Source organism: Janthinobacterium agaricidamnosum (genome assembly GCF_003667705.1).
Taxonomy (GTDB): Bacteria; Pseudomonadota; Gammaproteobacteria; order Burkholderiales; family Burkholderiaceae_D; genus Janthinobacterium.
This window is the reverse complement of the sequence record NZ_CP033019.1, coordinates 3198785-3223328: the sequence shown is the minus strand read 5'-3', so window position 1 is coordinate 3223328 and position 24544 is coordinate 3198785. Positions and strand designations below refer to the sequence as shown.

23 protein-coding genes are annotated in these 24544 nt (G+C 64.0%); 5 read left to right on the top strand and 18 right to left on the bottom strand.

Going from position 1 to position 24544, the window contains the following annotated elements; all coding sequences use genetic code 11:
- Positions 1–2: 2 nt before the first annotated feature.
- From D9M09_RS14495 to D9M09_RS14450, 10 genes are all read right to left on the bottom strand, one after another.
- On the bottom strand, positions 3–875 hold the full coding sequence (locus tag D9M09_RS14495; RefSeq protein WP_240453375.1) for a type II secretion system F family protein: 873 nt from the start codon (positions 873–875) through the stop codon (positions 3–5).
- Positions 872–2659: an ATPase, T2SS/T4P/T4SS family gene (locus tag D9M09_RS14490; protein WP_121671095.1), complete on the bottom strand. Its 1788-nt coding sequence runs from the start codon at positions 2657–2659 to the stop codon at positions 872–874. Before D9M09_RS14490 ends, D9M09_RS14495 begins: the two co-directional genes overlap by 4 nt.
- Before the next feature lie 65 nt (positions 2660–2724).
- Positions 2725–4197: a type II and III secretion system protein family protein gene (locus D9M09_RS14485; RefSeq protein WP_121669676.1), complete on the bottom strand. Its 1473-nt coding sequence runs from the start codon at positions 4195–4197 to the stop codon at positions 2725–2727.
- Positions 4198–4268: 71 nt separating this feature from the next.
- Positions 4269–5204, bottom strand: coding sequence for a Flp pilus assembly protein CpaB (gene cpaB / locus D9M09_RS14480; protein ID WP_070312485.1), 936 nt, complete (start codon positions 5202–5204; stop codon positions 4269–4271).
- A gap of 5 nt (positions 5205–5209) precedes the next feature.
- Entirely contained in the window at positions 5210–5398 is a 189-nt protein-coding gene (locus D9M09_RS14475) for a Flp family type IVb pilin (RefSeq protein ID WP_070291499.1), read from the bottom strand.
- Positions 5395–6042, bottom strand: coding sequence for a hypothetical protein (locus D9M09_RS14470; protein WP_162995688.1), 648 nt, complete (start codon positions 6040–6042; stop codon positions 5395–5397). The genes D9M09_RS14475 and D9M09_RS14470 overlap by 4 nt, the downstream gene beginning before the upstream one ends.
- 116 nt (positions 6043–6158) lie before the next feature.
- Complete coding sequence (locus D9M09_RS14465) at positions 6159–6980, bottom strand: hypothetical protein (RefSeq protein ID WP_121669674.1); 822 nt, start codon at positions 6978–6980, stop codon at positions 6159–6161.
- Positions 6977–7879 (bottom strand): hypothetical protein, encoded by a 903-nt coding sequence (locus D9M09_RS14460; RefSeq protein ID WP_121669673.1) that lies wholly within the window; start codon positions 7877–7879, stop codon positions 6977–6979. Before D9M09_RS14460 ends, D9M09_RS14465 begins: the two co-directional genes overlap by 4 nt.
- Positions 7876–9291, bottom strand: a complete 1416-nt coding sequence (locus D9M09_RS14455; protein ID WP_121669672.1) for a pilus assembly protein TadG-related protein — start codon at positions 9289–9291, stop codon at positions 7876–7878. Before D9M09_RS14455 ends, D9M09_RS14460 begins: the two co-directional genes overlap by 4 nt.
- Positions 9292–9343: 52 nt before the next feature.
- Positions 9344–9589, bottom strand: coding sequence for a Flp family type IVb pilin (locus tag D9M09_RS14450; protein WP_070218525.1), 246 nt, complete (start codon positions 9587–9589; stop codon positions 9344–9346).
- Between the two features lie 256 nt (positions 9590–9845).
- On the opposite strand from D9M09_RS14450, the gene D9M09_RS14445 reads away from it, so the two are divergent.
- Positions 9846–10082: a hypothetical protein gene (locus D9M09_RS14445; protein ID WP_070218524.1), complete on the top strand. Its 237-nt coding sequence runs from the start codon at positions 9846–9848 to the stop codon at positions 10080–10082.
- A gap of 308 nt (positions 10083–10390) precedes the next feature.
- Entirely contained in the window at positions 10391–12622 is a 2232-nt protein-coding gene (locus D9M09_RS14440) for an NADP-dependent isocitrate dehydrogenase (protein WP_070218577.1), read from the top strand.
- Between the two features lie 107 nt (positions 12623–12729).
- Here D9M09_RS14440 and D9M09_RS14435 read toward each other — a convergent pair whose 3' ends face one another.
- From D9M09_RS14435 to D9M09_RS14410, 6 genes are all read right to left on the bottom strand, one after another.
- Positions 12730–13173: a DUF411 domain-containing protein gene (locus tag D9M09_RS14435; RefSeq protein WP_070218523.1), complete on the bottom strand. Its 444-nt coding sequence runs from the start codon at positions 13171–13173 to the stop codon at positions 12730–12732.
- Positions 13174–13241: 68 nt separating this feature from the next.
- Positions 13242–13622 (bottom strand): DUF2946 family protein, encoded by a 381-nt coding sequence (locus D9M09_RS14430; protein ID WP_121669671.1) that lies wholly within the window; start codon positions 13620–13622, stop codon positions 13242–13244.
- Between the two features lie 41 nt (positions 13623–13663).
- Positions 13664–15004 carry a sensor domain-containing protein gene (locus tag D9M09_RS14425; protein WP_121669670.1) on the bottom strand — a complete coding sequence of 447 codons (1341 nt, stop codon included), beginning with the start codon at positions 15002–15004 and terminating at the stop codon, positions 13664–13666.
- A 327-nt stretch (positions 15005–15331) separates the two neighbouring features.
- The gene (locus tag D9M09_RS14420) at positions 15332–16450 is read right to left on the bottom strand and encodes a sulfotransferase family protein (RefSeq protein WP_121669669.1); all 1119 of its coding nucleotides are present in this window, start codon (positions 16448–16450) and stop codon (positions 15332–15334) included.
- Positions 16451–16483: 33 nt separating this feature from the next.
- Positions 16484–17113, bottom strand: a complete 630-nt coding sequence (gene cysC / locus D9M09_RS14415; protein ID WP_070218576.1) for an adenylyl-sulfate kinase — start codon at positions 17111–17113, stop codon at positions 16484–16486.
- A gap of 24 nt (positions 17114–17137) precedes the next feature.
- A complete protein-coding gene (locus D9M09_RS14410; protein ID WP_162995687.1) occupies positions 17138–18850 on the bottom strand; it encodes a methyl-accepting chemotaxis protein in 1713 nt (570 codons plus the stop codon).
- A 423-nt stretch (positions 18851–19273) separates the two neighbouring features.
- Between D9M09_RS14410 and D9M09_RS14405 the strand changes: the two genes are divergently transcribed.
- Complete coding sequence (locus tag D9M09_RS14405; protein WP_121669668.1) at positions 19274–20881, top strand: hypothetical protein; 1608 nt, start codon at positions 19274–19276, stop codon at positions 20879–20881.
- Positions 20882–20969: 88 nt separating this feature from the next.
- Here the strand turns inward: D9M09_RS14405 and D9M09_RS14400 are convergent, their stop codons facing one another.
- Positions 20970–22334 (bottom strand): amino acid permease, encoded by a 1365-nt coding sequence (locus D9M09_RS14400; protein ID WP_121669667.1) that lies wholly within the window; start codon positions 22332–22334, stop codon positions 20970–20972.
- 151 nt (positions 22335–22485) lie between these two features.
- Positions 22486–22926, bottom strand: a complete 441-nt coding sequence (locus tag D9M09_RS14395; RefSeq protein WP_121669666.1) for an acyl-CoA thioesterase — start codon at positions 22924–22926, stop codon at positions 22486–22488.
- 143 nt (positions 22927–23069) lie between these two features.
- On the opposite strand from D9M09_RS14395, the gene D9M09_RS14390 reads away from it, so the two are divergent.
- Together D9M09_RS14390 and D9M09_RS14385 are read left to right on the top strand one after the other, a co-directional pair.
- Entirely contained in the window at positions 23070–23798 is a 729-nt protein-coding gene (locus D9M09_RS14390) for a GntR family transcriptional regulator (protein WP_121669665.1), read from the top strand.
- Complete coding sequence (locus tag D9M09_RS14385) at positions 23773–24540, top strand: SDR family NAD(P)-dependent oxidoreductase (RefSeq protein ID WP_121669664.1); 768 nt, start codon at positions 23773–23775, stop codon at positions 24538–24540. Before D9M09_RS14390 ends, D9M09_RS14385 begins: the two co-directional genes overlap by 26 nt.
- The last annotated feature ends 4 nt before the right edge of the window (positions 24541–24544 follow it).

Sequence of the window (24544 nt, the reverse complement as noted above, 5' to 3'; positions counted from 1 at the left end):
GCCTAGACATCGATGGCGACGATGCGCCGGATGACGTGGATGCCCAGCACTTCAAGGCTGGCAATGACGGCCAGCGCCCCCCAGCCCATGCGCGTGTGCCACAGCTGGTCCATCGCCTGCGGCTCCATGTGGTCGAGCACGAGCATCAGGGTGACGGGCAAGAGGCCGACTATCCACGCCTGCAACTTGCCCTGCGACGTCAGCGCGCGGATCTTGCCTTCGATGTGCAATCGGTTGCGCACCGTGCTGGCCGTGCGTTCGAGCATTTCCGCCAGCCCGCCGCCCGTTTCCGTGGCGATGCGCATGGCCGACACCACGAGGATCGTGGTCTGGGTAGGAATGCGCCGCACCAGGCCGTTCAAGCTTTGCTCCAGGGTCACGCCCAGGCGCTGCTCGCGCAGCAGCAGGGTAAATTCCTGGCCCAGCGGCGCCTGCGCCTCGATGACCAGCTGCGACATGGCCAGGTTCAGGCTCAGGCCCGCGCGCAGGGCACCGGCCAGCATCATCAGCGCGTCCGGCAACTGCTCTTCGAACTTGCGCAGGCGCCGCCGGCGCAGCCAGGCATACACGGCGCGCGGCAGCAGGGCCAGGCCGAGGAAGGCCAGGGCGGCCACCAGCATGCTGCCGCTGGCCAGCCCGGCGATGATGGCGCCCAGGGTCATGGTGGCCGCGTGGGCCAGGAAGATGCGCGCGGGATCGACGAACAGGAAGAATTCGCGCACCTGGAAACGCGTGCGTTCCGTGAAGTGGGCGCGGTAGCGCAGCATGGTGGCGATACCGATGTCGATCACCAGCCAGGCGAGGATGGCCGCCGCCAGGGCGGCGATGGCGGTGATGAACAGCAGCATGTGGGCGGCGTTCATGGCGCTGTTCATGTCGCCTCCCGCTGGCGGAAGATCGTCGTGTCGAGCGGCTGGCCCTGGCTGCGCAAGGCCTCGTAAAAGCCCGGCAGCAGGTCGCAGCCGCTGAAATAGCCGCGTACGGTAGTGCCTTCGCCTTCGCCTTCGCCCGCGCCGCCGTAGCCGAGGTGGACGAAACGGAACAGTTCCTGCATCTGGAACTTGCCGCTTTCCATGCCCGTGATTTCCGTGATGCTGCTGACCAGGCGCGTGCCGCAGGCAAAGCGCGTCTGCTGCACGATCAGGTGGATGGCGGAGGCGACCTGGTCGCGGATGGCAGACAGGGGCAATTCCATACCGGCCATCAAGACCATGGTTTCCAGGCGCGCCAGGGCGTCGCGCGGGCTGTTGGCGTGCAGGGTGGTCAGCGAACCGTCGTGGCCCGTGTTCATCGCCTGCAGCATGTCGAGCGCCTCGCCGCCCCGGCATTCGCCAACGACGATGCGGTCGGGGCGCATGCGCAGGGTGTTGCGCACCAGTTCGCGGATGGAAACGGCGCCCTTGCCCTCGACATTGGCGGGGCGCGCCTCCAGGCTGACCCAGTGTTCATGGTGCAGTTGCAGCTCGGCCGCGTCTTCTACCGTGATGATGCGCTCGCCCGCGGGAATGAAGTTGGACAGGATGTTGAGCAGGGTCGTCTTGCCGGAACCGGTGCCGCCCGAGACGACGATATTCTTGCGCGCCGCCACGCACACTTGCAGGAAAGCGGCCATGTCGGCGCTGAGGGCGCCCAGTTGCACGAGATTGTCCGCCGTCATCTTGTATCTGGCGAACTTGCGGATCGTCAATGCCGGGCCTTTCAGGGCCAGCGGCGCGATGATGGCGTTGACGCGCGAGCCATCCTTCAGGCGCGCGTCGACCATGGGCGAGGATTCATCGATGCGCCTGCCCAGCGGTGCGACGATGCGCTCGATGACGCCCAGCACGGCCCGTTCGCTGGTAAACGTCAGCGGATGCCTTTCCAGCTTGCCGTCGCGCTCGATATAAATCCGGTCGAACTGGTTGACCATGATTTCCGTGACGCCTGCATCGTCGAGCAATTCCTCCAGCGGCCCCAGGCCCACGGCTTCGTCGAGCACTTGCCTGGCCAGCAGTTCATAGTCGAGTTCCTCAGGGATCTCGGCCCGCTGCGCCCGCATGATGTCGTGAATGTAGCGCCGCGCTTCCGCGCGCAATTGCTCATCGCTCATTTTCGATACGTCGTGGCGGCGCAAATCCATGGTTTCGAGCAAGATCGCGTGCAGGCGCTGGCGCCATTCGAATTCCAGCTGCTGGCGTGCCTGCGGCGCCAGGATGATGGCAAAGTCCTCTTCCGACGCGGCGCCGTCGGCCGTTTGCCGCAACTGTTCCTGCATTTTTTCCGCCGCCAGGCGCGAGGCGTGGATTTCCGCCGTGGCGCGCTGGTTGCGCGTGGCGGCGCTGCTCGAGCGCGAGTGGAAGGCGGCCGCCTGCACGGGCCGTGCCGCGCTGGCCGCTTCCTGCACCTGCAGCCTGTAGGGGCCGATGGCGATCACGTCGCCCGGCGCCAGCGGGCCGTGCTGGCTGCGGATGCGCACGCCGTTGACGCTGGTGCCCGCATAGGAGCCCATGTCTTCCAGCAAAACGCCGGAGGGCGTCCTGAGCAGGCGCGCGTGTTCCTTGCCGATGCGCCAGCTGTCGAGCCAGATGTCGTTGCTGGTCTTGCTGCCGACCATGCAGTCGTCGGGTACGTTGACTTGCCTGGCGCTGCCGTCGGGGTGGAGGATGTCGACCTGGAACATGATGGCCTTCACTGCGCCGGCACGGACGGCGGCGCCTGGTTGAAGCGGGCCGCATCCGCGCCGGGCTACAGGGGATCGCTGAGGTGGGGCGGCTGGCCCAGCTGCTGCTCCAGCCGTTGCGTGGCGCTGCGGGCCCGGTCCGCCAGGCCGGCGCTGCGGCTGTCGACGATGCTGGGCGTGACGAATACCACCAGCTCCGTTTCCTTGTTCTGGTAGCGCTTCGAGCGGAACAGAGTGCCCAGGATGGGGATGTCGCCCAGCAGGGGCACTTTGTCGACGTCGCTGCTGCTATTGCGTTGCAGCAGTCCGGCAAGGACGATGGTTTCGCCCTGCCGCACATTGAATTCCGTACGCGTGCGCCGCGTCAGCAAGGCCGGGCCGCTGCTGGTGGACAGCGAGGCGTCGATGGAACTGACTTCCGACTCGATGACGGCGCGGATGACGCCATTGCTGCCCACCTTGGGTTCGATGTCGAGCTTGATGCCGTAGGGCTTGAACTGTACCGTCACGCCGTTGACGGAGGCGACGGAATACGGAATCTCGCCGCCGGCCAGGAAGCTGGCCTTGTAGCCGCTGCGCGTCGACAATTGGGGCTCGGCAAGGATGCTGGCAGTGCCATTTTGTTGTAGTGCAAGTAACTGCGCGTTCAGCCCCAGGTTGATGGCGCTGAGGATGGTGAGGTTCGAGGGCAGGGGCACGAAACCGCCGTTGCCGCCATTCGGCACGGTGATCGGCGGCGCATTGGCCTCGCCCGTGCGCACGTTGATCGCATAGCGGCCCGCATCGCCGCGGCTGGACGGCGCCCAGATGCCGCCGATGGCCGCGCCGCCCGTGGCGCTCCATTTCAGGCCCAGCTCGCGCAGTTCCGTGCGGGGGAACTCGACCACCTTGACGTCCATCATGACCATCTGCTCCCAGCCGATGGGGCTGGTGAAATTGACGATTTGCGGATAGCGCCTGGCCAGTTCCGCCACCTTGTCGCGGTCCGCGTCGGACAATTCATCGCCTTCGACGACGACCTTGTCGCCCACCACGCTGGCCTTCGCTTTCGGGATGGCCGACAAAAAGCTGGCGATATCGCGCGCATAGCGGCGCATGTCGAGCGGCAGCACCGTGACTTTTACGCGCTGGTAGCGGCCATCCTGGTGCCAGACGAACAACGAGGAGTTGCCGGCGCCGTTGGCGAAAATGATGACATCCCTGTCGTCGAGCGCGTTGGCGGTGATGACCTGGCCATTGCCCACGGCAATGCGCGCCACGCCCGGCGTGGGGAAGACGCGTGATTCGCCCAGGTACAGCTCCAGTTCGGGCTCCGCTTCGGCATCGTCCTGTTTGGCGATGGGCTGGTAGCGCGCTGCCGCGCTGCTGGGATTGGCGGTCTTTGGCATGCTGCCGGCCCTGGCTGCGAGCGGCGCCTTGCCTTCGATCACGCCCTGGGACGCCGTTTGGGCGCGGGCGCAGGCCGGTGCCGCCAGGCTCGCGCCCAGCACGAGCGTTACGCAAAGGGCTGGCAGCAGGGTGAGGAAGTAGCGTTTCATGGGACTGTGTCCATACAAAGGGCGTGCGGTGGCTTGCGCGCTGGCGCAAGGCAGGCTGTCGCCGGTACGCCTCAGGGCGGCGCGGCGGCAGCGTTGATGAGCGGAATGGGCGGTGGGGCGGCCACTGGCGCCGGCGGCATCGCCACTGGCGGATCGGTACCGCTGCGATGCCCCTGCAGGCGCAGGGCGTCGGGCGGCGCCGGCATGCCGCTGCCGCCATACAGCACGGGGATGCCGCGCCGCTGCGGCAGGGGAAGGCTATCCGGCCGGGTGTCGAACAGCAACGACAGGTCATAGTCTTGCTGGCCAGGCGCGGCCTTGTCCGCCGGATTGCGCAGCAAGGCCGTCAGCTTGCCGCTTTCGCGCGCGATGATGAGGTTACGCGCTTGCGCGGGCGTGGTGTCGAGGGTGACGGTGGCAAATTGCGCGGCCTCGCCGTTTTTCGCGTCATCCACCGAGCGCTGGCCCGTGGCCATGACTTGCATGCTTTGCAACAGCGGTAGCACGACCTTCCTGCCGTTCTGGTCGATGGTCAGCATCAGGTCGATCAGGTCGCCTGGTTCCAGCATGCCGGAGATCGAATTGATTTCATCGACCACCACCGTGATGGCGCGCCGCCCCGCCGCCAGGCGCGCGGAAAAGGTGGGCACGCGCTTGCCCGCCATCTGGCTCCACATGATCATTTCACCCGCCTTGACGGGAAACGCGATGGCGTTGCCGGCGATACGCTCGAAATCGCCCGGCTGCACGGCGCCCGAGTGGGCATATTCGACGGGAATCTTGCGCACGGCCGCGTTGTCGTTCGACAAGATCGTGTTTTGCGCCAGATCCGTCTTGGCGACGACGACGCTGAGCGTCTGATGCACATTGCGCGCCTCGATTTCGGCCACCCGGGAGCTGAGGAAGCTGCGCGTGGCGACGGCGGCGAGCAGGCCGATGGCGAGTGCGGCGCCCAGTACCACCCAGGTCTTGTTGATCTTCGAAAACGGGGGAAAGGGAATTTTCATGATGCTCAGCCGGGCAGGGAAATGGCGTAGCTGAAGTCCTGGTACACGGACTTGAAGGCGGCCAGCAGTTGCCTGAGCACGCTGGTCTCGCCGCTCATGCCCACGCCCAGGGCGATGGCCAGCGCGGCGCAGACGATGGCGTACTCGACGCTGGATTGCCCCTCTTGCGGCCGGCGGCGGAAGCGGGGCCTCATCTGGCGGACTCCAGGCGCGTGATGGTGTTCAGGGCGATGGCCGTGTGGCCCTGGCTGTCGCGGTAAATCACCGCGAGCGCTTCACTGGCGGAGGTCTTGAAAAACAGCGAGGTGGCGCCGCCGGGCGCACTGGCAGCCGAGTCCGCATGCTCGAGCGTGTAGCCTTGCGCTTCGAGGGCGCGCCGCAAGTGACGGACATTGCTCTCGACGCCCATGGCGTTGCTGACAGTGAGCAACTCGGCGCGGCGCGGGCCATCCACCGAACGCGTTTGCGTCAGCAAGCGCGAGCCGGCAGGAAAGCGCGACAGCAGCCTGTCCGTGGCGCTATCGTGCGGCCCCGGCGCGGCGCCCAGGTGGCTGACGGCAAGCAGGCCGCGCGTACCGCTTCCCGCTGGCTGCAGCTGCACCGTGGCGTAAAATTCGCCCAGCGCCCGTCCCAGCACCAGCGTGCCGTCCCGCGTGTGTTCCGTCAGCGGTTGTCCCAGGCTGGCGCGGAACAGCGCCGCCACCTGGACCGGCGTCCTGGCCGACAGCACGCCGCGCATGTGCAGCGGCAGGCCATTGACGCGCATCTCGCCACCCGTGGCAAAGGTTTCAATGCCGGTGGGAACAGCGATCACGGGCCAGGCTGTCGGCGCCGACACAGCGGCACCGCAGGGCAGCAACAGCGCCAGTGCCGCGCCTGATAGACGCCGAAGATATTGTTTTGCTGTCATTTCTGCAATCTCCCCTGATGCGGATAAGCTGGATGGCGCAATGCCTACCTGAGTCGGTCGGGCGGCACGACATCGCGCCAGAAGTCGAGCTGCCCCAGCTTCGGACCTTGGATGTGCCCCATTTCCACCAGGGTCACGCTGGCATTGACCACGCCCGCCGCATCGCGCAGCGCCGTGGCGGGAACCAGCAGCTTGCTGTCGAGACGGGACTGCACCTGGGCCGGTCCCCCGGCTGCCCAGCCATCGATGGCGACGCTCGTATGGCGGTGGATGGCCAGGTCGAAACTGTCAAACGGTTGATAGGCAACGATGCCTGCCGGCAACTTGGCCAGGCGCACGCTGACGTTGCCCCGGTAAATGCCGCGGCTTGGCAAGCCCAGTTCGTCGGCGGTGTGCAGGCCTGCGGAGGTGCCCGGCAAGCCGTTGAAAGGTGCGCCGTCGCTGGCGGGCGTGAAAGCGCCGGCATGGCTGGCCGCGTTGCCGGGGCCAAAACTGACGGCCACGTCGCTGTCGAAGTCCGCGATCAGGGCGATGCCGGCAGGCCCGCGCCAGAACAGGTTCTGGTGCGCGAGAAAATTACCGGCCGTATCGCCCGTCTTGATGGGGGCGTCCGCATTGCTGAAAAAGCGCCGGCGCACTTCGCCGGCCAGGGCTGCCGGCGGCTTCCAGGCACTCTGCGCATCGTTGTGCGTGATCGCCTCGAAGGTGACGTAGCGGCTGGCCATGCCGGCCTGCGTGGCGATGTCCTGGTATTTGGCGATCAGGGGCAGCAGCAGGTACAGCGGCAACAAGGCGGCGGCGAGCACGAGAAACTCCGTCAGCGCCTGGCCGCGGTCGTGCCTGGGGCGAAAGCTGTGCCGTTTCATGGCCGGTTCTCCGGGCGCGTGATGCGAAAGCCGCCCTCGAGGTAGGGCGCGAAAACGGCGTTCGGCACCAGGGTGTCGAGCCTGGCCTGCGTGGCGCGCAGCTCGATGCCGTTGGACGAGCTCATTTCCAAGGTCATGCCGGACATGCCTGCTTCGCCGATGGCGTCCAGCGAGGAAAAGGAGCCGCCGCGCGACACGCAGTTCTTGCCTTCCGGGTCGAGCGGATTGGGCCGGACCTCGCATTCCAGGCCGAGGATGACCTTGCGTTCGCCCATGCCCGCCTGCGGGTGCGCTTGCATGGCGGCAGCGAATGCGGCCATGGCCGGGCTGCCGGCCGCAAGACGCACGATGTCGGCCTTTTGCGCCGCCGTCATCGGCGGCTGGCGGCGCGGCGGCGCGGCGCGCGCCTGCCCCGTGGCATCGCAATGACCGTGCGCCGTCTTTGCCAGCAAATCGACTTCGCAGGTCCCCAGGCTCGATGACAGGCTGGCCTTGCTGGTGCGCGCTTCCATCAGACTGCAATCGCGGGGATCGATGGCATAGGACAGGCCGGCGGCGTACACGATGCTGCGGTTGACGGCAGCATAGGTGTCCAGACGCATGCTGATGACATGTTCGGGCCAGGCGTGTGGCGGCTTCGAGGCGATGCCCCGTTCGCTGTTGCGCTGGACGCAAGCCTGTACTTCCGCGTGCAAGCGGGCCAGGCCGGCCGCGTCGCCGGGCTTGCCGTTCAGGTAGCCGCGCGCGCTGACCAGGTGCACCTTGACGGTGGCGTCGCGCGCCGCCAGCGCTTCGTGGACCATGGGCATTTGACGCACGGCATCTTCGGCCTGCGTGCTGGCCCTGGCCGGCAGCAGGATGCAAAGCAGGAGCAACAAGGACAGGCCAAACGGCTTCATCGCGCGCCTCCCATTGCTGTGGCGGCCGCCAGATCGGCCGCCGAGGTCGGCACGAGGCGCACTTGCCAATACGGGTTGAACAGGCTGGCCAACTCCGTCATGCCATCGTCGCGCCCGCTTGGCCGTTCGAAATACACTTGTGCGGAGGACACTGCCGCCAGCACGGCGTGGGCCGGCTTGCCGTCGATGAGGGCCAGGCGGCCGCCCGGCTTGATGCCGGAGCTGCCATCGGATGTCCTGAGCTGGTCTTTCGCCCGCGTCAGGCGGATGGCGAAGGTCAGGCGCGGCTGCGGGTCCGTCGACGCGTAGGCCAGGGCCGGCACGGCGATGTCGTAAAAGGTGGGCAAACCGCTGTAATGCCAGTCGCTGCTGCTGGCCAGGGCGCTGGCGCGGGGATTGCCAGGGCGCGACTGGCCGTAAGCGGCGCCGCTGTCGTCGGGCGTGCCGTGGGCCGCCGCCTGCGTGCCGTAGCCGAGCGGCATTTCATCGTCGTCGCAGGTGGGCAGGCGAAACAGGCCGTGCGTATGCCAGGACCAGTGGTGCAGCGACGCCGTGTCCATGGCTTTCCACTCGTCGAAGTCGACGAGCTCCGTACCGCCGCGCCGGCGGAACTCCGCCTTGTTGCCCAACAGGCAAGGCAGGTGATTGGCCGAGGTCCAGGAGCGCTGCCGGACGAAGGCATCGCGCTGGGCGGCCGCGAGCGCCGCCTGCTTGAAGCGGCCCCGTTCGGCGCCCGCATACGCGCGGATGAAGCTGCTTCCCTCGAACTGCGTGAACGTATCGGTGATGGGCATGCTGTCGACATGTACGCTGCCGTCGCCCGCATAGTTGGCGTCGGCCACCTGCTGCATCAGCGTTTTACGGGCAGGCAGGATGGTGGCCGCCATGTTCGCCTGCGCCCCCTGCAGGACGGCCTTGGCCGCTTCGGACGCCAGCACGCTGGCCTGCGCTGCTTGCTGCGCCACCTGGTCGACGGCTTGCGCGGTATTCCTGGCGGTAGGCAAGCTGAGCAGGTAGCAGACGGGGATGTAATCGATCAGCAGCAGCGCCGCCGGCACGGAGTAATAGCTGCGGCAGTTGAGGGGGGTGACGTTTTCCGTATGTTTGACGACATGGGCGGACCACGCGGCGATGCTGACGGCTTGCGCGATCATGACCTCGTTGGCCATCAGCGCGCGGTTGGTGTAGGCGTCGAAATTGAGGGCGCGCGCCTGCATGACAGCGGCGCTGTAGGCGACGGCGTCGGCCGTATTGACGAGCTTGGTTTTTTCCGCCGTGAGCTGGCCCGTATTGAAAACGAAGAGCAGGGCGGCCAGGCCGCCCATGAGAACGACGATGCCATAGATGAGCGCCTGGCCTTGCTGGCGGCGTTGCGCGAAGGGGGGCAGGCGGACTGCCTGTAGCGGTGTCATGATGATGTGGATGAGGCGCTCATTGGCTCGGGGGCTCGCTGGCGGCGGCAGCCTAGTCCTGCTTGCCGGTGGTGGCCTGGTCGCCGTACGTGGACAGGCTGTTCTTCGCCGTGTCCTTGGCGGCGGTCTCGGCCTTGGTGGCGGCCCCGCCGGCCTTGGCGATGGCGGCTGTGCCGTTCTTGCCCGACACCTCCATGGCGATACCGGCCGTCTGGTTGCGTATGGTGGCGCCGAACAATTGATATACGCCGATGGCGGCGACGGCGATCAGGGCCACGATGACGATGTATTCCGTCATGCCCTGTCCCAATTGTTGCCGTATTGACTTGATTTTCCGCATAGCAGGTTTCATTTGAAATACCTTTCAGTTGAGAAAAGACAAACAATGGATGAATAAAAGAAGCAAGCACGCTCATCGTATGGCTGTTTTAATAAGCTGGCTTAATCGACATCAAGCCGACTGAGGATTTACGGGGAAGTGGGGCGGGATGGGCAGGCGTGCGCTGATAAAACAACAGACAATATTGCCAACTGAACGATGCACAGGAGGCGCCATGTCGGACATTATCGAACTGTTGCAATGGCCCGCCATGGCCGCTTCGCTGCTGGCGGCCTGGCTGGTGGGCTCGCGCATGGCCGCGCGGCGCCTTGCCGGGTTCTGGGTTTTCCTGTTCAGCAACGTGCTGTGGGTGTGCTGGGGCTGGCAAGACGAAGCCTGGGCCTTGATCGTGCTGAACGTTTGCCTGGCGCTGACGAATGTGCGCGGCATCGTCAAGAACGAGGGACCGTGACGTCGCTTCCACTTGGATATTGTCAATATGGAATGTTTTTTCGAGGCGGCATACATGCCGTGCCGCCGCCCCGCATCCATTTCAAGGCGGAAAATGGCCATTCTGGCCCGGTAGTTCCGGATATTTGCTGTCTTATATAAGATTCGTCGCCATCGGATACACAAACAGCGGCAGGACAGTCTAAAATACGCGGTGGGCAAGCACGGCGTCACCGCCGGCACACTAGCCGTCCAAAGCAAGGCTAACCGTCCTGTGTTTGGAATGAAGAAAGTTAACCACCAGGCATCACCGCATACAAGGGAATGAACATGGCAACACAAAAATCCAAAATCATCTACACGCTGACTGACGAGGCGCCGCTGCTCGCGACGTATTCCCTGCTGCCGATTATCAAAAAATTCACCGCGCCGGCTGGCGTGGACGTGGTGTCCAGCGATATTTCGGTGGCGGCACGTGTACTGGCTGAATTTCCCGAATTCCTGACGGACGCGCAAAAAGTCCCGAATACCCTGGCTGAACTGGGCAAATTGACCCAGAATCCGGACACCAACATCATCAAGCTGCCGAACATCAGCGCCTCGCAAGGCCAGTTGATCGCTTGCGTGCGCGAACTGCAAGGCCGTGGCTACAAGCTGCCCGACTATCCGGAAGATGCGAAGACCGAAGAAGAAAAAGCCTTGAAGGCCCGCTACGGCAAATGCATCGGCAGCTCGGTCAACCCGGTCCTGCGTGAAGGCAATTCCGACCGCCGCGCACCGAAAGCCGTCAAAGAGTATGCGCGCAAGCACCCGCACTCGATGGGCGAGTGGAGCCAGTCGTCGCAAACCCACGTCTCGCACATGCACCATGGCGACTTCTACCACGGCGAAAAATCGCTGACCCTGGAAAAAGCGCGCGATGTCAAGATGGAACTGGTCACAGCCTCGGGCAAGACCATCGTGCTGAAACCGAAGGTTTCGCTGCAAGCGGGCGAGATCATCGACAGCATGTTCATGAGCAAGAAAGCACTGCTGGAGTTCTACGAGAAGGAAATCGACGACGCCTTCAAGACGGGCGTGATGTTCTCGCTGCACGTCAAGGCCACCATGATGAAGGTCTCGCACCCGATCGTCTTCGGCCACTGCGTGCGTATCTTCTACAAGGACGCGTTTGCCAAGCACGCCGAACTGTTCGACAAGCTGGGCGTGAATGTCAACAATGGCATGAGCAACCTGTACGACAAGATCGACACGTTGCCAGCGTCGCAAAAGGATGAAATCCTCAAGGACCTGCACGCCTGCCACGCGCATCGTCCGGAACTGGCCATGGTCGATTCGGCCAAGGGCATCACCAACTTCCATTCGCCGAACGACATCATCGTCGACGCGTCGATGCCGGCCATGATCCGTATCGGCGGCAAGATGTGGGGTGCCGACGGCCGTCCGAAAGACGTCAAGGCAGTCATGCCGGAATCGACTTTCGCACGCATCTACCAGGAAATGATCGGCTTCTGCAAATGGCATGGCAACTTCGATCCGAAGACCATGGGCACCGTGCCGAACGTAGGCCTGATGGCGCAGCAAGCGGAAGAATACGGTTCGCACGACAAGACGTTTGAAGTGCCTGAAGGCGGCACCGCCAACATCACCGACCTGGAAACGGGCGAAGTGCTGCTGACGCAAACGGTGGAAGAGGGCGATATCTGGCGCATGTGCCAGGTCAAGGACGCCCCGATCCGCGACTGGGTCAAGCTGGCCGTCACGCGCGCGCGCAACTCGGGCATGCCTGCCGTGTTCTGGCTCGATTCCTACCGTCCGCACGAGAACGAAGTCATCAAGAAGGTACAGGTTTACCTGAAGGAGCACGACACCAAGGGTCTGGACATCCAGATCATGTCGCAGACGCGCGCCATGCGCTACACGCTGGAACGCGCCTTCCGCGGCCTGGACACCATCTCGGTGACCGGCAACATCCTGCGCGACTACCTGACCGATCTGTTCCCGATCCTGGAACTGGGCACGTCCGCCAAGATGCTGTCGATCGTGCCATTGATGGCCGGTGGCGGCATGTACGAAACGGGCGCCGGCGGTTCGGCACCGAAACACGTCAAGCAGCTGGTGGAAGAAAACCATCTGCGCTGGGATTCGCTGGGCGAGTTCCTGGCGCTGGCCGTGTCGCTGGAAGACATGGGCATCAAGACGGGCAATGCGAAGGCCAAGATCCTCGCGAAAACCCTGGACGAAGCCACCGGCAAATTGCTGGACAACAACAAGTCGCCATCGCCACGCACCGGCGAGCTGGACAACCGCGGCAGCCATTTCTACCTTGCCATGTACTGGGCGCAAGCCCTGGCAGCGCAGAAGGATGATGCGGAACTGGCGGCGCACTTTGCGCCAGTGGCAAAAGCCCTGGCGGACAACGAAGAAAAGATCGTTGCCGAGCTGAAAGCAGTGCAAGGCAAGGAAACGGATATCGGCGGTTACTACCTGCCGGATCCCGCGAAGACGGAAGCGGTCATGCGTCCTAGCGCCAGCCTGAATGCCGTGCTCGACACCATCTGATGCAGTCCTGACAGGCAGTAAGTTCTTTACTGCCTGACAAAAAAACGCCGCCGGAAGCGATTCCGGCGGCGTTTTTCATTTTCCCTGCATCTTACTGGCCCTGCATCTTACTGGTAGTGCTTGTAAACACTGGTGCTGCCATTGCTCTTGACCAGCAAGACGTCGTATGCATCCTTGCGCGGCCCTTCCATGCCTGGCGAGCCCATCGGCATTGCCGGCACGGCCAGGCCCTTCGCCTTGGGTTTTTCGCGCAGCAGCTGCTTGATGTCGCTGGCCGGCACATGGCCTTCGATGGCGTAGCCGTTGACGAGGCCCGTGTGGCAGGAGCCGAGCGCGTCGGGAATGCCGGCCAGCTTGCGGTATTGCGCCGGCATCTCGACGTTTTTCGCGCGCACCGTGAAACCGTTCGCTTCCAGGTGCTTGATCCATTCGGAACAGCAGCCGCACGAGGCGCTCTTGTAGACTTCAATGACGGGCAGGGCCGCCATGGCGAACGTGGGCAAGCCCAGCATGGCGGCGAAGGCGCCGCGCAGTATGTAATGTTTGATCATGTGTCGCTTTCAGACGGAATAGGGCTATCGTGGCCACCGCAGTGGCCTGCTTGGGACGAGCTTGGAATTTAAGCGGAAAGCGGCCGCGGGGGCCGGCGCGGGCCGTCGGGAATGAATCCCGGCAGCAAGGTATCCGTTGCAGCGGCGACGCGTTGCGCACCCGTGCCGGCGGCGGCAGGCAGGGAGAGGCCGGGCGGCATCAGTGCGCCCAGGCAAAAGAGGGAACAGGCGCCGCACGCGGCATGCTTGGCAGGGGTCTTGTTTTCTTCCGGCGTGCCGGCGCTGTCCGTGATGGCGGATGACTGCACGGCGTGATGCTGGCAAGCCCCTGCCATCGCGGCGGCAGGCGATGCCGCAAGCGGCGCGCACGCCCGCATGGCGCCCGCCGCCTGCAGCGGCACCGCCGCGATCAGCAGCAGGATCAGCCATGTTTTGAAGAGTCTCAGCATTGCCGGAAAGTATAGCATGCGGGTACTGTCGCCAGGGCAGGCTAGCGCGAGGCGGCGGCAAGCATCTTCGATGCATACATGGCCCGGTCCGCATGGCGCAACAGCAGTTGCATGGTATCGCCGTCTTCCGGATAGTGGGCCACGCCGATGCTGACGGTGATCCGCAATTGCTGTCCGTTACCCAGGTGCAGCGGCGCGGCCAGGGCCGCGTGGATCTTTTGCTCGATCAGGCTGACATCGGCCGGTGTGACATTGCTTTCCAGGAGCACGACGAATTCATCGCCGCCCATCCTGGCCAAGGTGTCGGTTTCGCGCATGCAATCGCGCAGGCGGTTCGCCACCGTTTGCAGCAGCAGGTCGCCACAGGCATGGCCGTGGTCATCGTTGACGCGCTTGAAGTTGTTCAAGTCCAGGAACAGCAGCGACAGCCGGCCTTCCTGGCGGTGCGCGCGCGCGAACGCCGTGTGCAGGCGGTCGTGGAACAGGCGGCGGTTCGGCAAACGGGTCAGTTCATCGTGCATGGCCATGAACTGCATTTGCGTCTGCAACTGCCGGCGCTCGATGGCGGTCGCTAGTTGCTTTGCGACAAATTGCAGCAAATCCTGGTCTTGCGCCGTGCCAATGACGGCATCCTGGCCGCCTTGCAAGGCCAGCGCGCCGATGCTGCCCAGCGAGGAATACAGGGGCACGGCAAGCCAGCACGAGGACAGGGCGCCAGCCGCCGTTTGCAGCGCCGGCGGCAGGCCGGCCAGTTGTCCCGCCTGCAGCAGCAAGGGACGGCCGCTGCGCAGGACTTCGTCGCACAGCAGGCTGGCCAGGGACGGCGTCGGCTGCGGCGCGCTGTCGCCGGCATGGCAGGTCATCAAAGGCTGTGCGCCGTGTTCGTCCTGCAGCAGCAAGGTCAGGCTGCGCGCAGGCAAGTGCTCGCCGATGATGTGCTGTATGCGGTACAGCAAGGCGGGCAAGTCCTGCGTCGCCTGCATGGCTTCGGAAATGGCGTACAGCGCGGCCTGCTTTGCCTGCGCCTGTTTCAGCAAGGTGATGTCGCGCGCCACGGCCACGCGCAGCTGGTCGGCGGCGGACCAGCGGGCCGACCACATGATGTGGGCCAGGCTGCCATCCTTGCGCAGGTAGCGGTTTTCAAAGTGCGTCTGCGCATGGCCATCCATGATGGCGCGCGCGGCGGCCAGGGTGCGGGCGCGGTCGGCGGGGGCGACCATGTCGAGCATGAGCTTGCCGATCATTTCCTGCTGCGTGTAGCCGAAGATGCGTTCGCAAGCGGCGCTGACGAACACGAAGCGCCCGTCCACGTCAACCATGCACACGGCGTCAAGCAGCAAATCGGTGAAACTGGCGACCGGCGCGCTAATCATATGTTTCATATGCCCACCATTCTAGTGGACATTGCCGATCGATATTGAAATTGTTGTTTTTAGAAAACAAAGAGCATTGATCATGGCTTGTCGGGCCGGCAGCGGCGGCATGCTGATGCTTGTCGTTGCGGGGGAGGTATCCGGTCAAAAAGTCGCATTCAGACGCAGGAGCGCAGCCTGGGGCAGGCGATGGCCAGGCGCTTACAACACCTGACAAAACCGTAGCGAGCGGAAGGAAGTTGCGGTTGAGAAGCGCAACTGTACGAAGTACGGGGCCGCCGAGGCAGTGAGCATCGCAGACCGCAAATTACGACGCGCAGTAGGTTTTGATAGGTGTTAGTCGCTGACGGCAAACGCGCCCTGGTCGAGTTGATCCAGCGTGACGATGGTGCTGCTGCCCTGCGCGCCGCTGGCCTGGCTGAGCCGTGCATGCAGCTGGGCCAGATAGTCGGCGCGGCAGCGGCGCAGCACGTAATCGCGGAAGTTATCCTGTTCCAAGGCGTGCCAGGCGCGCTCGCGTCCTTGCGCCGAGCGCTTGCCGGCCAGTTCGATCAGCGCCGGCGTGATGTTGGCGTCGCCGCGGCTCAGGCGCGCGTAGCCGTAGCGGTCCATATACGGGCCGGTGAGCGTTTCGATGAGGTTGATGTCATCGTCCGATAGCTGCTGCCTGAATTTGTCGATGTTGGCCGCGATCGGCGCATGGCAGTTGGCCGACCAGAGCGATGACAACTGCGCGATTTGTCGCGCCTCCGCCGACGCGGCCACGTCCAGCATTTGCGGCAGGAAGGCGATGCCGAGAAAATGACATACCGTTTCCAGCGTCTCTTGTTGCCGCGACAGGAAATCTTCATAGCGTATCGTCAGCACGCGCCGCGGATAGCGTTGCACGACATGGTCGGCTGCCGCATGGGCGGCCAGCCAGGTCCTGGCATTGAGCAGCGTGTCGAAATCGTGGATGATGGCGCGGTTCATCGACGCCACTTGCGCGCGCGGATCGCGCACCACGTTCAGGAACAGCATGTCGGGATATAGCCGCACGATGTCGTCGGCGTAGTGCACGCTGTCGAGCGACTTGTCCATCACCACCTGCGCCTGGCGGCGTTCGCCTGCGCGCAGCAGCAGCTCCCACGCCACGCGGTGGATGCTGCGCGGCTGGCCGCGCAGCGTCTCGAACACTTCCACCGGATCGAAGACGACCTCCGGCCACTTGACCATGCTGGCCGCCGTCAGGCCCACCACATCGACCACCAGGCGAAAGTAGGCGCGGTCATCGCGCAAGTCGCCGTACAGGGGCAGCAGCGGCATCATGTCAACCAGGTGCAGTGGATACGGCGAATAAAACTGCGGCGACAGGTTCAGGCGCAGGCGCAGGGCATGGCTGCCGCAGCGGCGCAAGGGGATCATCATGACGGGGCGCGGGCGCGCGCCTTGGCCGGGATGGTGGCTGCTGATCATCTCATCATTCCTCGAAAAGGTGGCCGCGCGGCATCAGATGAAGTGCGGGCACAGTTGCTGGAACAGCCGCTCGCAGGCCTGTTCCAGCGACAGCACGCCCGTGTCCAGCATAAGCGCCGGCGCCAGCGGTGCCTCGTAGGGCGCGGAGACGCCCGTAAATGCAGGGATCAGTCCGGCTCGCGCTTTTTTGTACAGTCCCTTGGGGTCGCGTTCCTCGCATAGCGCGCTCGGCGTGCTGATATAGGCTTCGATAAAATTGTCGCTGCCGATGATCTGGCGCGCCATCTCTCGGTCGCTGCGCAGCGGCGAGATGAAGGCGCAGATGACCATCATGCCGGCATCGTTCATCAGCCTGGCCACGACGGCGCTGCGGCGGATGTTTTCCTGGCGGTCGCGGGGAGAGAAACCCAGGTCTCCATTCAGGTGGTGCCGCATATTGTCGCCGTCGAGCACGCAGCTCAGGTGACCCTCGGCCAGCAGCCGCCTTTCCAGCGCGTACGCCAGCGTCGACTTGCCTGCGCCGCTCAGGCCGGTCAGCCACAGCGTCGCGCCTTGCTGACCGGCCAGCAGGCCCCGTTGTTCCTTGCCGATATGGCTTGCATGCGGGAAGATGTGCGTCGCTACCACTTCGCCCGCAGCGGCGATCTGTTCCAGTTTACCCACGTGTGCCACTCCCCCGTTGCCGGCTTAAAACTGTTCCCACTCGATTTCGCTGGGCTTGGCGACGGCCGGACGGGCCGGCTTTGCCGTGGCGGGCGCGCGCCGCACCGCCGCCGGCGGCGGTGGCTGACGGCTGACCAGGCGCAGTCCCGCATCGCGGCCGCCAGCGATGTTGCCCACGCGGAAGACGCTGACGACATCGTTCAGGCTGTTGACCTGTTCCTGCATCGCTTGCGCTGCGGCGGCGGCTTCTTCGACCAGTGCCGCATTTTGCTGCGTCACATTGTCCATTTGCGTCACGGCCATATTGATTTGCTCGATGCCAGCGGATTGTTCCTGGCTGGCGGACATCATTTCAGACATGATGCCGGTGACGCGCTTGACGCTGGCGACCACCTCGTGCATGGTCGATCCTGCCTGTTCGACCAGCCGGTTGCCGGCCTGGACCTTGTCGACCGAGTCGCCGATCAGGTCCTTGATTTCCTTGGCTGCGGCGGCCGAGCGCTGCGCCAGATTGCGCACCTCGGTGGCCACCACGGCAAAGCCGCGCCCCTGTTCCCCGGCACGGGCCGCCTCGACCGCCGCGTTCAGCGCCAGGATATTCGTCTGGAAGGCGATGCCGTCGATGACGGCGATGATGTCGACGATCTTGCGCGCCGAGACATCGATGGCCGCCATGGTGTCGACCACCTGCGCCACCACGGCGCCGCCCTTGGTGGCGACATTGGAGGCCGATTCGACCAGCCCGTTGGCCTGGCGTGCATGGTCGGTGTTGATGCGCACGGTGCTGGTTAGTTCTTCCATGGATGAAGCGGTTTGCTCCAGCGTACTGGCCTGCTGTTCCGTGCGCGAAGACAAGTCCAGGTTGCCCATGGCGATCTGGCCTGCCGCTGTGGCGATGGTCTCGGTGCTGGCGTGAACTTGCTGGACGATCTGCGCCAGGCTGTCGCGCATCGATTGCATGGCGTGCAGCAGGCTGTGCGTGTCGCCGGGGCGGGTATGAATGGGCACGGCCAGGTTGCCGCTGGCAATCTGCCCGGCGATCGCCGCCGCTTCGTCGGGCTCGCAACCGAGTTGGCGCGTCACGCTGCGCGTGATCAGCACGGCGGCCAGCAGGCTGGTGATGAGGGCCAGCGAGCCTATGCTCAGCATCACCAGGCGCGCCTGGCTGTAGGCCGCCTCGGCCATGCTGGAAGCCTCGTTATTCTGCTTTTCCTCGACGGCGATCAAGGTGCGCAGCAATTCCCACCAGCGCTTTTGCACGGGGCGGAATTCATAGCGCAGCAGTTTGTAGGCATCGTCCTGCTTGTGCTCCAGCGCCAGCGCGGCGGCCCGCTGAATGAAGGGCGCCGCCAGGTCGCTTTGTGTGCGGATCTGTTCGAGCAGGCTTTTTTCTTCGCTCGAGGTGCCTTCCAGTTTGGCGAACATTTCCCCCAGCTTTTGCTGGGCAGCGGCGTATTTTTTTTCCTGCTCGGCGATGCGCGCGACCTCGATCTGGATCTCCTTCTCCTCCTTCAGCAAAATCAGATTGCGCAGCGCCAGCGCCCGCTCGGTCACTGTCAAGTCCATAGTCTGGGCCAGCCTGGTTTCGACGTTGTTGACCTTGGTTGCTTCATCCATGCGGTCCTGGATTTGTCGCATGCTGGTGAGCCCCAGCGCGATGACCAGCAACAGGAACAGGGCGACCAGGCCAAAGCCCATGCCGAGCCGCTTGGCGATGGTTAAGTGCATAAATTTCATATTGCCTCCTTAAGGCCGTGCTTGCGGTTCCGAATAAGCATATGCAGCTTTATCACGAAGCACTCAGCGATCATATTGATTGCGGGCGGGCGAAATATCACACTTCGTCACTTTCAGCATTTGAGCAACAGTAGAAATTTACTTGTGGCAACTGTTCAAATTGAGTTAGATGGCGAACACCTGCGAACGCTGGTATGGCGGCGGAGCATGATTTGTATCAAGAATGAAAAATTTTCATGCTCCTTTGCGCTCATGATTTCACATTTCACGTCGTTATAGCAGTGTCTGCTTAGCGCTTGAGATGCGACCCATCCCTTGCTCTGAGAAAACATGGCAGTACTCGACGGCTACCAGTTATCAAAAAATGAAAGTTATGCATACTTTACCTAACCACCCATCTTCGTTTAGCAAGGCATAAGACCCATGACCTCCGTCTCCTCGATCCCGAGCTGGAATCCAAGTCCCTCACGCGCGCTCAATGCCGCTGCCACCAAAGCGGATGCCGCGCCGTCTCCGGCGCCGAGCCCGTCCTCCATTGTTGACATCGGGGCGACGCAAGCCGTCGCGCAGCTGCTGCCTTCGCCGACGATATGGGAAAGCGCGACGCGCAACAAGGTGAGCGAGGCGATGACAAAGAGCTTCTCTTCGCATGCGTTTGGCGGCCGCTTCAGCGGCCTGGGCGCGGCCATGCTGGGGCAGGCCAAGCTGGGCAACTACAATTTCTCGCAGGCGATGCGGCAGCCGCCGCCGAGCACCACGCCGAATGTCTATGCGGCGTCCGGCATCGCGCCGGGCAGCCTGCATGGCAATGGCGAAGACAAGGTTACCCTCAGCATCACGACCAAAAGCGGCGTGGAAGTCAAGCTGTCGCTCGACAGCCAGGGCGACGGCCTGGCCGTGAGCATGACGACCAGTGGCGACCTCAGCGACGCTGAAGCCAGCGCCCTGGGTGACCTGGCGAAGGGTTTTCAGGACGCCATCGATGGCATGGGACGGGATACGCCGAAAATCAAGCTGGAAGGCTTGATGCAGTTCGACCAGCAGTTGCTGGCGTCGGTGAAACTGCATGCGGAAGTCAAGGTGCGCGGCGAGATAGAGGGCGTGCAAACCCTGGATTTCCAGGCAGATGGCGCGCAGCGCCAGGTCAGCTTCAGCGGCGTGGCCGGCTCCCTGGACCTGAAGGTCGACGCCAGCCAACTCAATACCCTGGGCAGTCGCGAACGGCAAGCCAAGGCGCTGGGCAGCTACATGAAGCAGTTCGACCAGGCGGCGTCGCGCGGCCACGGCGACGCCGGCCTGGTGGCCATGCTCAAGGATAGCTTTACGGCCCTGCACAGCAATACCGCCGCGCCGCAAGCGGCCACGGACACACCCGAGACGGGCAAGTGGCGCCTGGCGGCCGAGGACAAGTCCATCCTGACGGGGCTGGCCGATTTCAGCGCCTCCGTATCGCAGGCCGTGAAATTCAGCAATCCCATGCGCAGTTCGGAAAAGGATGGCTTCAATTATGAAGTGTCGCAAAAGACGCTGCAGGCCGGCGCCAGTCAGGACGAGCGGTCAGTCAGACAGCAGCAGCAATCGAAGCTGAGCGCCAGCTTCCATGAGACCCTCGTCCCCGGCGTGCCGCTGCGCCTGACGGACAGCACGGAATCGCAGAACTATACGTATCATCAGATCGAGGATACGGCCAGCAGCGATGCGCAGGTGGCCTACAAGGATGGCAAGATGGTGAAGGCGAGCTTGCGGCAGGAGGGCAAGCAGTCCGAGCATGTCATGAAGTATTTCCTGGCCAAGCTGGAATCGGACAAGACCATACCAGGCAATTATTCCGTGCTGCGCGATTTGCTGCCCGTGCTGGGACCGTACCGGACCGGAGAGCTCGGCATGACGCCCGAGAAGAAGGCGGAGCAGCGCCAGCAGGCGATGCTGACCTTGAGCGACGATGTGCTGCTGCAATCGTATGCGGGTCAGACCGTCAGCATGTGGCGAACCGATGCACAGCCGGAAGAGGGCGGAGCCGCCGTCGCGTAGACATGACCGCGCGTCCATGCAAAAAGCCCGTCTGCGAAGACGGGCTTTTTGCTTGCTTGTTGCTTGGCTGGATGCGGCGCAAAACAGCCTATGCCTTGGCCTTGTTTTGCTTGATCCAGTAGCCGACGCCCAGCGCGGCCAGCCACACGGGAATCAGGTAGACGGAGATGCGCAGGCCCGGCGTCAGGTACATGATCACCAGGATGCCGGCCAGGAACACCAGGCACAGGTAGTTGGTAAACGGGTAGCCCAGGCTCTGGAACAGGGTCGTCTTGCCCTCGGCCTTCTTTTGCGCGCGGAAACGCAAATGGATCCAGCTGATCATGGCCCAGTTGATGATCAGCGCCGACACGACAAGGCCCATCAGCACTTCGAACGCTTCGCCCGGCATGAAGTAATTGACCACCACGCAGGCGCCCGTCGCCAGCGCGGACACGCCCAGCGCCACCAGCGGCACGCCGCGGCGGTTCAGGTGCAGCAGCGCGCGCGGCGCATTGCCTTGCTTGGCCAGGCCGAACAGCATGCGCGTGTTGCAGTACACGCCGCTGTTGTAGACGGAGAGTGCCGCCGTCAGCACCACCACGTTCAGGGCCGTGGCCACCAGGTTGCTGTCGAGCGCATGGAAGATCAGGACAAAAGGGCTGCCGCCGGTGACGACGTTTTGCCACGGGTACAGCGACAGCAGGATGCCGAGCGCGCCGATGTAAAAGATCAGGATACGGTAGATGGCCTGGTTGGTGGCGCGCGGAATCGTCGTGCTCGGATCATCCGCCTCGGCCGCCGTGATGCCTACCAGCTCCAGGCCGCCGAACGAGAACATGATGACGGCCATGGCCATCACCAGCCCCTGCCAGCCATTCGGGAAAAAGCCGCCGTGCTGCCACAGGTTGGCCACGGACGCCTGCGGCCCCGCGTCGCCGGAAGCGAGCAGATACGCGCCGAAGACGATCATGCCGATGATGGCGACCACCTTGATGATGGCGAACCAGAATTCCATCTCGCCAAACGCTTTGACATTGAGCAAACTGATGGCGTTGATGGCGCAAAAGAAGATCAGTGCCGAGACCCAGGTCGGCACGCCGGGCCACCAGTACTGCACGTAGATTCCGACGGCCGTCAGCTCGGCCATGCTGACGAGCACATACAGCACCCAGTAGTTCCAGCCCGACAAAAAGCCGGGCAGGTGGCCGCAGTATTTGTCGGCAAAGTAGCTGAAGGAGCCGGCGACGGGTTCGTCGACCACCATCTCGCCCAGCTGGCGCATGATCAGAAAGGCGATGACGCCGGCAATGCCATAGCCGAGCAGCACGGAAGGGCCGGCCATCTTGATGGTTTGCGCGATGCCCAGAAACAGGCCGGTGCCGATGGCGCCGCCCAGGGCGATGAGCTGGATGTGGCGGCTTTTCAGGCCGCGCTTGAGCTCTTGTGGTTCGGTACTCCCGACTGCCGTCATATGTTTTATCCTGTTTTTACGGGGCTGAGGTCGCTGATTCTAAAGCATGCACGGGCAAAGCAGGAGCGAAATGCATGTTGCACTGCGAAGGCGCAAGAAAAGCCCCGCATCTTCGCCGAACGGCGCGCAAAACGGCGGCCCGGGCGACGCTTTACGCGGCGGCCGCGACGATGGCCGGTTCATACACGGCCAAAAACTCGGGCGGCAGGCGGCGCGCGCGGCCGCTGCTCAATTCGATGCAGATCAAGTCCCAGCGTCCGCGCACGACGGTGGCGCCATCGCTGTCGCGGACCAGCTGGAAGCGCCGTTCCATGCTGGAACGCCCATCGCTGGCGCACAGCCAGGTGGCCAGGGTCAGCGCTTCGCCGGCCCGGGTCGGCAGCAGGTAGTCGTATTCGCCGCGGCGGATCGCCATGGCACGGTCCAGGCGCCGGTAATCGTCGAGGTCCAGCCCCAGGGTGGCCGAGTGGTGCCAGGCGATATGCTCGCACCAGCGTACATAGACGGCATTGTTGGTGTGCTGCAAGCCGTCGATGTCGCCCGGTTCGGGCGTGACGGGCAGGGTGTGGGCGTGCGGATAATCCCAGTTCAAGAGCGCTCCTTTCGATGCGGTGGCGGCTGATTGTACGTGCTTGCGGTGTTTGCTTGTTTCCTGTCTGCGGCGCACGTCTGGAAAAACACTGTTTTTCACATTGATGTATGATGCATCATAATTTCAAAAGATCAAAAATACGCATGAAGCACCAATTGGACAGTCTGCAGCACGTCAACCTGGGCAAGTCCGTGTACGCGATGCTGCGCGAGGCGCTGGCGGCCGGACGCTACCAGCCGAATGAGCGGCTGCGCATCCGCGAACTGGCGCTGCAGCTCGGCACCAGCGTCACGCCCGTGCGCGACGCCATGCTGCAGCTGGTGCAGGAAGAGGCGCTGGTGCTGCGCTCGCCGCGCGACTTTCGCGTGCCCGTGCTCAGCGTGGCGCGCTACCTGGAAATCCGCGCGCTGCGGCTCGAGCTGGAAGGGCTGGGCGCGTTCGAGGCGGCGCAGCGCATCGACGCCGCCACCCTGGCCGACCTCGAGCGCCTGCTGCAGGCGAACGAAGAGGCGATTGCGCGGCACGACCTGCCGGCGGCCCTGCAATGCAACCAGGCGTTTCACCTGGGCCTGTCGCAGGCGGCCGGCATGCCGACGTTAAAACGCTTCATCGACCACCTGTGGATGCAGACGGCGCCCCTGATCGCCGCCGGCTACGCCAGCTTTTCGCCCGACATGCGCGTCGGCCACCACCACGCCATCATCGCCGCGCTGCGCCAGCGCGACGGGGCGGCTGCGCGGCGCGCCATCGAACAGGACATTCTCGACGGCGGCACGCAGATGCTGGCGTATGTGATGCGCCAGGAGCGCATCCATGCCGGTGCAACACAACTAGACAAGGAAGCACATGACGCAGAACACGTACCAGACTGAACAGAAGATTGAACAGAAAACGGCCATCGTCACGGGCGCCAGCCGCGGCATCGGCCACGCCGTGGCCGAGCGCTTCCGCAGCCTGGGCTGGCGCGTGATCACCGTCTCGCGCAGCCCGATTCCGGGCGGCTGCCCGCGCAGCCAGGAGCACAACACGCATGTGTGCATGGATCTGTCGGACCTGAGCCAGATCGGGCAGATGGTCGACACCCTGCGCCCCATGCTGGGCGACTCGAAATTGCACGCGCTGGTGAACAACGCGGGCGTGTCGCCGAAGGGGCCGGGCGGTTCGCGCGTCAATTCGCTGACGACCGACATGCAGACCTGGCAGGAAATGTACAACACGAATTTCTTTGCGCCGCTGGCCCTGACGCGCGGCTTTGCGCAGGAACTGTCGAACGCGCACGGCGCCGTCGTGAACCTGTGCTCGATCGCCGGCTATCGAGTGCACCCGTTCGCCGGCTCCGCCTACGCCAGCTCGAAGGCGGCGCTGGCCTCGCTAACGCGTGAGATGGCCAACGACATGGCGCCGCTGAACGTGCGCGTGAATGCCATCGCGCCGGGCGAGATCGACACGGCGATTCTGTCGCCGGGCACCTCGCACATCGTCGACACGCAAATCCCCCTGCGCCGCCTGGGCACGACGGCCGAAGTGGCGGATCTGGTGGAGTTCCTGTGCAGCGAGCGCGCCTCGTACATCACGGGCGCGGAAATTCCCATCGACGGCGGCCAGCGTATTTAATCCA

Excerpts from the sequence above, each read along its gene's own strand:
- cpaB (WP_070312485.1), bottom strand. The coding sequence starts at position 5,204 with ATGAAAATTCCCTTTCCCCCGTTTTCGAAGATCAACAAGACCTGGGTG.
- D9M09_RS14435 (WP_070218523.1), bottom strand. The coding sequence starts at position 13,173 with ATGATCAAACATTACATACTGCGCGGCGCCTTCGCCGCCATGCTGGGC.
- D9M09_RS14450 (WP_070218525.1), bottom strand. The coding sequence starts at position 9,589 with ATGACGGAATACATCGTCATCGTGGCCCTGATCGCCGTCGCCGCCATC.
- D9M09_RS14410 (WP_162995687.1), bottom strand. The coding sequence starts at position 18,850 with ATGAAATTTATGCACTTAACCATCGCCAAGCGGCTCGGCATGGGCTTT.
- D9M09_RS14495 (WP_240453375.1), bottom strand. The coding sequence starts at position 875 with ATGAACAGCGCCATGAACGCCGCCCACATGCTGCTGTTCATCACCGCC.
- D9M09_RS14455 (WP_121669672.1), bottom strand. The coding sequence starts at position 9,291 with ATGACACCGCTACAGGCAGTCCGCCTGCCCCCCTTCGCGCAACGCCGC.
- D9M09_RS14390 (WP_121669665.1), top strand. The coding sequence starts at position 23,070 with ATGAAGCACCAATTGGACAGTCTGCAGCACGTCAACCTGGGCAAGTCC.
- D9M09_RS14425 (WP_121669670.1), bottom strand. The coding sequence starts at position 15,004 with ATGAAACATATGATTAGCGCGCCGGTCGCCAGTTTCACCGATTTGCTG.
- D9M09_RS14420 (WP_121669669.1), bottom strand. The coding sequence starts at position 16,450 with ATGATCAGCAGCCACCATCCCGGCCAAGGCGCGCGCCCGCGCCCCGTC.
- D9M09_RS14440 (WP_070218577.1), top strand. The coding sequence starts at position 10,391 with ATGGCAACACAAAAATCCAAAATCATCTACACGCTGACTGACGAGGCG.
- D9M09_RS14485 (WP_121669676.1), bottom strand. The coding sequence starts at position 4,197 with ATGAAACGCTACTTCCTCACCCTGCTGCCAGCCCTTTGCGTAACGCTC.
- D9M09_RS14475 (WP_070291499.1), bottom strand. The coding sequence starts at position 5,398 with ATGAGGCCCCGCTTCCGCCGCCGGCCGCAAGAGGGGCAATCCAGCGTC.
- D9M09_RS14490 (WP_121671095.1), bottom strand. The coding sequence starts at position 2,659 with ATGTTCCAGGTCGACATCCTCCACCCCGACGGCAGCGCCAGGCAAGTC.
- D9M09_RS14405 (WP_121669668.1), top strand. The coding sequence starts at position 19,274 with ATGACCTCCGTCTCCTCGATCCCGAGCTGGAATCCAAGTCCCTCACGC.
- D9M09_RS14385 (WP_121669664.1), top strand. The coding sequence starts at position 23,773 with ATGACGCAGAACACGTACCAGACTGAACAGAAGATTGAACAGAAAACG.
- D9M09_RS14445 (WP_070218524.1), top strand. The coding sequence starts at position 9,846 with ATGTCGGACATTATCGAACTGTTGCAATGGCCCGCCATGGCCGCTTCG.
- D9M09_RS14460 (WP_121669673.1), bottom strand. The coding sequence starts at position 7,879 with ATGAAGCCGTTTGGCCTGTCCTTGTTGCTCCTGCTTTGCATCCTGCTG.
- D9M09_RS14430 (WP_121669671.1), bottom strand. The coding sequence starts at position 13,622 with ATGCTGAGACTCTTCAAAACATGGCTGATCCTGCTGCTGATCGCGGCG.
- D9M09_RS14400 (WP_121669667.1), bottom strand. The coding sequence starts at position 22,334 with ATGACGGCAGTCGGGAGTACCGAACCACAAGAGCTCAAGCGCGGCCTG.
- D9M09_RS14465 (WP_121669674.1), bottom strand. The coding sequence starts at position 6,980 with ATGAAACGGCACAGCTTTCGCCCCAGGCACGACCGCGGCCAGGCGCTG.